The sequence below is a fragment of the Sphingomonas sp. 66-10 genome (assembly GCF_001897045.1).
Lineage (GTDB): Bacteria > Pseudomonadota > Alphaproteobacteria > Sphingomonadales > Sphingomonadaceae > Sphingomonas > Sphingomonas lycopersici.
Genome location: NZ_MKRR01000138.1, coordinates 87,332 through 93,753, shown reverse-complemented (window position 1 = coordinate 93,753; position 6,422 = coordinate 87,332). Strand labels below are relative to the sequence as shown.

Annotated in this window: 10 protein-coding genes; all 10 read right to left on the bottom strand. The window is 67.1% G+C overall.

Annotation, left to right across the window (positions count from 1 at the left end; genetic code table 11):
- Positions 1–1,167: threonine synthase (thrC, locus tag BGN95_RS19715; RefSeq protein WP_286773763.1), on the bottom strand; the 1,167-nt coding region annotated here is incomplete at its 3' end.
- Positions 1,168–1,178: 11 nt separating this feature from the next.
- Positions 1,179–1,796 (bottom strand): SURF1 family cytochrome oxidase biogenesis protein, encoded by a 618-nt coding sequence (locus BGN95_RS19710; protein ID WP_179513099.1) that lies wholly within the window; start codon positions 1,794–1,796, stop codon positions 1,179–1,181.
- The gene (locus tag BGN95_RS19705; protein ID WP_265268842.1) at positions 1,793–2,146 is read right to left on the bottom strand and encodes a DUF983 domain-containing protein; all 354 of its coding nucleotides are present in this window, start codon (positions 2,144–2,146) and stop codon (positions 1,793–1,795) included. Before BGN95_RS19705 ends, BGN95_RS19710 begins: the two co-directional genes overlap by 4 nt.
- A 91-nt stretch (positions 2,147–2,237) precedes the next feature.
- Positions 2,238–3,164 carry a cytochrome c oxidase subunit 3 gene (locus tag BGN95_RS19700; protein WP_179513097.1) on the bottom strand — a complete coding sequence of 309 codons (927 nt, stop codon included), beginning with the start codon at positions 3,162–3,164 and terminating at the stop codon, positions 2,238–2,240.
- A 33-nt stretch (positions 3,165–3,197) separates the two neighbouring features.
- A complete protein-coding gene (locus BGN95_RS19695) occupies positions 3,198–3,737 on the bottom strand; it encodes a cytochrome c oxidase assembly protein (protein ID WP_286773762.1) in 540 nt (179 codons plus the stop codon).
- On the bottom strand, positions 3,734–3,874 hold the full coding sequence (locus BGN95_RS19690; protein WP_286773761.1) for a cytochrome c oxidase system small membrane protein: 141 nt from the start codon (positions 3,872–3,874) through the stop codon (positions 3,734–3,736). The genes BGN95_RS19695 and BGN95_RS19690 overlap by 4 nt, the downstream gene beginning before the upstream one ends.
- Positions 3,871–4,770: a heme o synthase gene (locus BGN95_RS19685; protein ID WP_265313570.1), complete on the bottom strand. Its 900-nt coding sequence runs from the start codon at positions 4,768–4,770 to the stop codon at positions 3,871–3,873. Before BGN95_RS19685 ends, BGN95_RS19690 begins: the two co-directional genes overlap by 4 nt.
- A gap of 110 nt (positions 4,771–4,880) precedes the next feature.
- Positions 4,881–5,423 (bottom strand): DUF1993 family protein, encoded by a 543-nt coding sequence (locus tag BGN95_RS19680; RefSeq protein WP_286773760.1) that lies wholly within the window; start codon positions 5,421–5,423, stop codon positions 4,881–4,883.
- 22 nt (positions 5,424–5,445) lie between these two features.
- Positions 5,446–6,015 (bottom strand): cob(I)yrinic acid a,c-diamide adenosyltransferase, encoded by a 570-nt coding sequence (locus tag BGN95_RS19675; RefSeq protein ID WP_265313568.1) that lies wholly within the window; start codon positions 6,013–6,015, stop codon positions 5,446–5,448.
- A gap of 143 nt (positions 6,016–6,158) precedes the next feature.
- Positions 6,159–6,422: twin transmembrane helix small protein (locus BGN95_RS19670; protein ID WP_286773759.1), on the bottom strand; the 264-nt coding region annotated here is incomplete at its 5' end.

Here is a 6,422-nt window from a genome sequence, read left to right as displayed (position 1 = left end):
GATCGCGCTGTGCGGATCGATCACCTGCCCAGCATGCTCGCTCGCCCAGCGCATCGCCAGCGCCATATCGTCGACATCGACCCGCTCGCTGGCGAACAGCCCCGCCGCGCCCTCGCGTTGCGCGTTGCTGAGCTGCATCGCCCGCGCGCTCTCGAAGCCGTGCATCTGCGCCGCCAGCGCGGCGCCGTCCCGCCCGCCGAGATCGAACAGCAATCGCTCGAAATTGGACGAGACCTGGATATCCATCGACGGCGTCGGGGTGGGGACGACGGTGCCGGTCGAATAATCGCCGCTGGAAAGCGCGCGGTGGAGGATATCGTTGACGTTGGTCGCGACGACCAATTTGGCGACCGGCAGCCCCATCTTCGCCGCGACATAGCCCGCGAAGACGTCGCCGAAATTGCCGGTCGGCACGCTGAACGCCACCGCGCGGCCCGGCGCGCCGAGCCGCACCGCGGCGTAGAAATAATAGACCACCTGCGCCATCAGCCGCGCCCAGTTGATCGAATTGACCGCGGAGAGGTTGAAGCGCCCGGCGAAGGCAGGGTCGTTGAACATCGCCTTGACCAGCGCCTGCGCGGAATCGAAATCGCCGCGGATCGCGATGTTATGGACGTTGGGCGCGCCGACCGTGGTCATCTGGCGGCGCTGGACGTCGCTCACCCGCCCTTCGGGGTGGAGCATGAAGATATCGATCCCGGCGCGCCCGGCGACCGCATCGATCGCCGCCGACCCGGTATCGCCCGAGGTCGCGCCGACGATCGTGACATGCTTGTCGGACCCGGAGAGAAATTTCTCGAACAGCAATCCGAGCAATTGCAGCGCGACATCCTTGAACGCGAGCGTCGGACCGTGGAACAGTTCGAGCAGCCACTGATCGTGATCGAGCTGGACCAACGGCGTCACCGCGGCATGCGCGAACCGGCCGTAAGCGGCGGTGCACAAGGCCTTGAGCTCGTCCGGCGTCAGGCTGTCGCCGACGAACGGGGTCATCACCGCGACCGCAGTATCGACATAGCTCAGCCCGGCGAGCGCGGCGATCTCGTCGCGCGAGAAGCTCGGCCAGGTCTCGGGAACGTAAAGGCCGCCGTCGGCCGCGAGGCCGGCGAGCGTCACGTCGCGGAAATCGAGCGCGGGCGCGGCGCCGCGGGTGGAGATATAGCGCATGAAGCGCGCGCCTAACGCCCCTCGCCCGCGCGGGCAATCCTTCGCCGAACCGCGAGGACATAGATCACCGCCGCGACCGCGGCGAAGAAGAACCATTGCATCGCATAAGCGAAGTGATTGTTGGGGACGATGCCGACATCGGGCCGGCTGTTCGCTGCGAGCCCCGGCGCGGGCGTATCGGCGACGAGCACCAATTCGCGCGGGACATGGTTGAACAGCCCGGCGATCAGCGGGCGCGAATCGGGGGCGTGGCTGATCCAGCCCGAAACCCTGCCTCCGGTCCATTGCACTTTGGCATCGGGATCGTGGGTGGTGCCGAGCTGGACCTTCATCCCCGGCCCTTCCGCCCCGGTGCGGCAATTGGCGATCAGGCGATAGCCGGCATTGCCCGCCCCCGCGCGTTCGATCGACGCGACCGACAGACAGAAACCGCTCGTGCGGCGGAACAGCAGCGAATCATCGGGAAAGCGCGGGAAGGCGATCGCCGGCCGCGTCGGATTGGCGGCAAGCTGCGCGAGCTGCGCCTCTTTCTCGGGCAGCCGGATCAGCAATTGCCACAGCCCGAGCGCGATCATCGCCGCCACCGCGAGCGCGACGACGATCGTCGGGACGACCGGCCAGCGCTTCATTGCTTCAACCGGCCTTCGCGCGCCGCGTTGCGATATTCGAGCGCGATCAGCCAGCCCTTGGCGAGCCTGAGGCTCAGCACCACCCCGGCGAGCGTCACCGGCGCCCAGATCAGCAATTGCACCCAGAGCGGCGGGCCGAGCGTCAGCTCCAGCGTCACCGCGCCAACCACCACCAGCGCGCCGAGGATCAGGGTGAGGAATGCCGCCGGCCCGTCGCCGACGTTGAACGCGGCATAATCGAGCCCGCAGGCGTGGCAGCGCTCGGCGAATCGCGTCCAGCCGGCGAAAAGGGTTTTCGCGCCGCAGCGCGGGCACAATCCCTTGAGCCCACAATCGAGCGGGCGCGGCAGGCCGGCTTCGGCCCCCGCGCCCGTCGCAACCGTATCGGTCGGGGCGTCGGGGCCGGCGGACGTATCCGCCCGGCCCGAACCCCGATCCGGCTCAGCCACCGTGGACCGGCGCGCCCCAGCCGCCCCACACATAGATGGCGACGAACAGGAACAGCCACACCACGTCGACGAAATGCCAGTACCACGCCGCCGCTTCGAAGCCGAAATGCTGCCGCGGGGTGAAATCGCCCTTATAGGCGCGGATCAGGCAGACGATCAGGAAGATCGTGCCGATGATCACGTGGAAACCGTGGAACCCGGTCGCCATGAAGAAGGCCGCGCCATAGTTCAGCCCCTTGAAGGGGAAAGGCGCGTGAATGTATTCATAGGCCTGGATCGAGGTGAAGATCATGCCGAGCACGATCGTCAGCCACAGCCCCTTGAGCACGCTGTCGCGGTTGCCGACGCCGATCAGCCCCCACAGCCCGGTCTTCTCGCCGCCGCGCTGATTGTGGATCAGCGCGTGGTGCGCCCAGGTCACCGTGGTGCCGCTGGTGAGCAGGATGAGGGTGTTGAGCAGCGGGAATTCGAAGGCGTCGATCACCTCGAGCCCCTTGGGCGGCCATTGCGCGGCGATCGCCGCGCCGCCCTCGACCGCATGTTCGACCTGCCCGTTGACGAAGCTGATCGCCGCCGGGAAGAGCGCGAAATCGAAATAGGCCCAGAACCAGCCGACGAAGAACATCACCTCCGAGGCGATGAACAGGATCATCCCGTAGCGGAAATGGAGCTGCACCACCGGGGTGTGATCGCCGGCATGCGCTTCCTTGATCACGTTGCGCCACCAGCAGAACATCGTGAACAGCACCGCCACGAGCCCGGCGAAGAACAGGAAGCCGCCACCATTCGGCTTGCCGACATGCCCGCCGTGCATCCACATGATGCCGCCGGCCGCCATCGCGAGCGCCGAGAACGATCCGATCAACGGCCACGGATCGGGGGGCAGGATATGATAATCGTGGTTCTTGGCGCCGGCCATTCGTCGCTTCCCTGTTCCTAAATTGGCTTTGCTCTAGCTCGTGGGCTTGTCGGAATCCACCGGGTAAAATGTGTAGCTCAGCGTGATCGTCTCGACATCCTTGGTATCGGGATCGTCGAGGATCTTCGGATCGACGAAGAAGATCACCGGCATACGCACCGTCTCGCCCGGCTTCAGCGTCTGCTGGGTGAAGCAGAAGCACTGGATCTTGGTGAAATATTTGCCCGCCTGCGCCGGGGTGACATTATAGGTCGCGGTGCCGGTGACCGGCACGGCGGCGCGGTTGGTGGCGGTGAAGAAGGCCATGTCGCGCGCGCCGACGTCGACCGTCTCGTCCTCCTTTTCCGGCGTGAAGCGCCACGGCAGCTTCGGGCTGGTATTGGCATCGAAATTGATGCGGATCGCATGATGCACCCCGCCGGGCGCCGCCGTCCCGCGATTGGTGGTGCCGTTGAGCCCGGTCGCCTCGCAGAACAATCGGTAAAGCGGCACGCTGGCGAAGGCGAGCCCGGTCATGAAGCAGATACCGAGCACCGCGAACAGCGCCGTGCGCGTGGTGCGGGTGATCTTCATCGTGCGGCGATCCCCGCCTTGATCTTGACGATGGTGATCGCGAACACGAGCAGCACGAAGGCGCCCAGCAGCACCGCCATCACGATCGCGCGGCCTTTCTGCCGCTGGCGGATCAGATCTTCTTCGTCGCGCTTCATGCCACCCACCGGTCGATCACCAGCGCGCCGAACACGACGAACAGGTAGAGGATCGAATATTTGAACAACGCCTTTTCGGGCTTCATCGCATCGTCTGGCTGGCTCGTGCGGGTCGCGACGCGCAGCGCGAGCAATGCGAACCACGCCGTCGTCACCAGCGACACCACGCCATAGATCGTGCCGGTCAGCCCGAGCGGCCAGGGCAGCACCGCCGCCGCCGCCATCGGGATCGTATAGAGCCCGATCTGGTGGCGCGTGGTGCGCTCGCCCGCGACCACCGGCAGCATCGGGATGCCGGCATTGGCGTAATCGGTCTTAACGAACAGCGCGAGCGCCCAGAAATGCGGCGGGGTCCACAGGAACACCAGCATGAACAGCAGCAAGGGCAGCAACGCGACCTGCCCGGTCGCGGCGGCCCAGCCGATCAGCGGCGGAAACGCCCCGGCGGCGCCGCCAATGACGATATTCTGCGGGGTGCGCGGCTTGAGCCACACGGTGTAGACGAGGACATAGAACAGGATCGAGATCGCCAGGATCGCCGCCGCCGCGAGATTGAGCGCCAGCCCCATCAGGATCACCGAGAAGGCGGCGAGCCCGACGCCGAAATGCAGCGCCGCCTGCCGCTCCATCCGCCCCGCGGGGAGCGGGCGTTCGGCGGTGCGTCGCATCACCGCGTCGATATCAGCCTCATACCATTGGTTGAGCGCCCCCGCCGCACCCGCGCCGAGCGCGATGCACAGGATCGCGGTGAACCCCAGCACCGGGTTGATATGCCCCGGCGCGGCGAGCATCCCGCACAATCCGGTGAACACGACGAGCGTCATCACCCGGGGCTTGGTCAGCGCCAGGAAATCGCGCCAGTGGGCTGGCGGCAGAAGAGGGGATGCAGTGCTCATGGCCGGCTCGCGTCGCGCCATAGCCCGTCGCGTCGGCCGGGGAAAGGGGTGGGTTGCGCCCGAAACGCGCGGTGGCCGCCTGGCATCACCGCCGGGCGTTTACGCCCCCGCTATGCCGGCACGCTTTGCCGCACATAGCTGCGCATATGCGGCACATAATCGGGCTTGCCGAGATCGACGCCGTTGTTCCGCAAAATGGCGTAGGCGGTCATCAGGTGGAAATAGAATTGGGGGACCGACCAGTCGCGCGCATAATCCGCGCCGGTCAGATCGAACGCCATGCCGCTGGGCATTGCGAGCGCCAGCGGCTGCTGCGCGGCGCCGTCCAGCCCGTCTGCGGGCACCGCGTCGAGCGCCGCGATCGCCGCCGCGATCTGCGCCTTGGCCTCGGCGATCGTGCCGGGAAAAGCCTCGGCATCGCGCGCGTCGAGCGTCGCCGGGACCGGCTCGCCGCGCAACCGGAAGATCGGCTCCTGCGCCTGGACGCAAACGAACCGTATCTGCACCGCGAGCGGAAACATGTCGGGCGCCAGCCGCGCGGCGAGCAACGCCTCGGCCGCCGCGCCGGGCTTCTGCGCCTCGGCCTTGTCGAGCCAGCCGGAAAGCGCCCGCAGCATCTGCGCATAAGCCGGCACGATAAAGGACGTCAGCATGTTCGTTGCTCCCAACCGGTGATCAGCGTGCCCCGCCGGGCACCCACAAGACATCGCCGCCGGCACGCAGATTGACCAGCCGACAAGCGACGAACAGGAAATCCGACAGGCGATTGAGATAGATCAACGCCTGCGGGTTGACCCCGCCGGCGCCGCCCTGCGCTGTCGCCACTGCCGAGCGCTCCGCCCGCCGCGCGATCGCGCGGGCGAGGTGGAGCGAGGCCGCCGCGCCGCCCGGCAGAATGAAGCTCCGCAGCGGCGGCACCCCCGCGTTCATCGCGTCGATCTCCGCCTCGAGCCGCGCCACCTGCGCGGGGATGATGCGCAGGGTCATTTCGGTCGGGGTGAAATCCTCCCCCGGCGTGGCGAGATCGGCGCCGAGATCGAACAGATCGTTCTGGATCCGCGCCAGCGCTGCGCCGAGCTCGGCATCGTCGAGCGCCGCGATCGCCACCCCGATCGCCGAATTGGTTTCGTCGACATCGCCGATCGCCTGCATCCGCGCATCGGTCTTCGACACGCGGCTGCCGTCGACCAGCCCGGTCGTCCCGTCGTCCCCGGTGCGGGTGTAGATCTTGTTGAGCTTGACCATTTTTCGATCCTAGCGGGCGGGCGGGGCGTGGCGGAAGAAGGCATGTGTCCCCGCGAAGGCGGGGGCCCAGCGCCCCCGGTCACCGACGTTGACGCTTTTGGTCCTGGAATCCCCGCCTTCGCGGGGACACATTTGATCTGGGTTTACGTCCGCCCCATCGCGAACAGCAGCACGACGCAGATCAGGATCGCCAGCGCCTGAAACAGGATGCGCTGCTGCATCATGCGATTCGACTTGAGCTGGCTCTCGCTCGGCCCGTCGCGGGTCTCGCCGCGCGCCTCGGCGCTCGCGCCCTGCAGGAAGGTGACGATGCCGCGCACCAGCGCGACCACCGTGGCGATCATCGCTGCCACCAGCAGGATGACGAGGAAGATCTTCATGCCCGTCCCCCTACGCGCTTGCACCGA

Excerpts from the sequence above, each read along its gene's own strand:
- BGN95_RS19680 (WP_286773760.1), bottom strand. The coding sequence starts at position 5,423 with ATGCTGACGTCCTTTATCGTGCCGGCTTATGCGCAGATGCTGCGGGCG.
- BGN95_RS19685 (WP_265313570.1), bottom strand. The coding sequence starts at position 4,770 with ATGAGCACTGCATCCCCTCTTCTGCCGCCAGCCCACTGGCGCGATTTC.
- BGN95_RS19710 (WP_179513099.1), bottom strand. The coding sequence starts at position 1,796 with ATGAAGCGCTGGCCGGTCGTCCCGACGATCGTCGTCGCGCTCGCGGTG.
- BGN95_RS19695 (WP_286773762.1), bottom strand. The coding sequence starts at position 3,737 with ATGAAGATCACCCGCACCACGCGCACGGCGCTGTTCGCGGTGCTCGGT.
- BGN95_RS19690 (WP_286773761.1), bottom strand. The coding sequence starts at position 3,874 with ATGAAGCGCGACGAAGAAGATCTGATCCGCCAGCGGCAGAAAGGCCGC.
- BGN95_RS19700 (WP_179513097.1), bottom strand. The coding sequence starts at position 3,164 with ATGGCCGGCGCCAAGAACCACGATTATCATATCCTGCCCCCCGATCCG.
- BGN95_RS19675 (WP_265313568.1), bottom strand. The coding sequence starts at position 6,015 with ATGGTCAAGCTCAACAAGATCTACACCCGCACCGGGGACGACGGGACG.